Source organism: Microvirga sp. P4_G7 (assembly GCF_056401005.1).
Genome location: NZ_JBFUKD010000815.1, coordinates 1 through 1,445, shown reverse-complemented (window position 1 = coordinate 1,445; position 1,445 = coordinate 1). Strand labels below are relative to the sequence as shown.

The following is a 1,445-nucleotide window of genomic DNA, read 5'->3' as shown; positions in this document are numbered from 1 at the left end:
GGCATAGAGGGCCAGGCCGCCGTAGGTCCGCTTGCGTGCCGTTTCACCGAAGAACGTTCGTCCCGGCTCGTTCTTGATCACGACTTCGACGCCGACGTTGCGCCACTGACTCTGCAACACCTGCTGGACGAGTTCACGAACCTTGTTTCCTGATGTCGTACCAAAATCCAGCGACAATCGTTGGCCTTGAGCATTGACCCGGATCTTGTCCGGACCGACTTTCCAGCCGGCCTCATCGAGAAGCGCAGCCGCCTTTTTCGGATCGAATGCGAACTTCACCGTATCGTTGGCGTAGAGCGGGCTGATTGGCGCCAGAAAACCATCCGCGACCGGCTCACGTCCATCGAACAGCTTGTCCGTCAATGATTTGCGATCGACCGCGTACAGCAAGGCCTGCCGAACCCGCTTGTCCTGAAGAATGGGATTGTTCTTCTGCAGATCGATATGCTCGTAGGTATAGCTGGGCTTGTAGATGAAATCGAATTTGTCCTTGTGCGCCTTCTCCAGTTCCAGCACTTGGTCAGTCGTCAATCCGACGCCATCGCCAGGTGCGAAGTCGACGTCGCCCGACAGTATGTTGGCCTGAAGAGCTGCGGAATTCTCGATGGTTCGGACGACGACACGCTTGAAGTGCGGCGCCTTGCCGTACCAGTGCGGGTTGGGCTCGAGCACGATCGTAGCGCCGGACTGAACCTCTTTGATCAAGTATGGTCCGTTGTAGAGACCGGGTGTCGTCGACGCGCGATTATAGGCCGTTTGCTTAGGATATTCGGCCACGCCGACTTTCTGAACAATGGGCCCCTCGATATGCTCCGGCAGGATGCGAAAGCGCCCGAGTTCGTTGTAGTCGCTACGGATGGTCTTCGTATGCAGGATCACGGTCTTGTCGTCGACCACGTCTATTTTTCCGAAGCGATCGAAGGCGTCGAGACTAAGAAATCCGGCTTCCTTCTGGCGACCCAGATTCCATGTGAACAATACGTCCTTGGCGGTCACGGGAACGCCGTCTCCCCAAGTGGCTTTGGGGTGAATCTTGAACGTGATCGCGAGACCCTTCGAACCGTCGTCGCGGGTTTCCAGCTTGGCCAAGCCGTTCTCGATCGTGGGAAACTCGGTGCACAGGAGGCAGAGATTCTGCCCGTTTCCGTCGAAAGCAGTCGCTTGTCGGAAGACGAAACCGAGGACGTAATCCTTCGATGTGATCGCTTCATGGTTCGGGTTGAGATTCGACGGATATTGCGTGACGCCGATGACAAGCTGGTCGCGACCGCCTGCCGGGGCCGCGAGCACCGCGCCCGAAGCAGCCACGATCATGAGCGAACCGAGAAAGGCCCTGAGCAATTTAGGTTTCCGAGAGGACATGGGAGAGTGAATCCTTGTTGATCTTTGAAGCGCCTGCCTGGGCCCCGGCAGGGGCGACACCGTTACAGCGTGACTCCATGAAC

1 protein-coding gene is annotated in these 1,445 nt (G+C 57.4%); it reads right to left on the bottom strand.

Features of this window, described 5'->3' with window-relative positions; translation table 11 throughout:
* On the bottom strand, nt 1–1,362 hold a 1,362-nt coding region (locus tag AC1DT3_RS20945), incomplete at its 3' end, for a peptide ABC transporter substrate-binding protein (protein ID WP_477467124.1).
* Nucleotides 1,363–1,445: the final 83 nt, after the last annotated feature.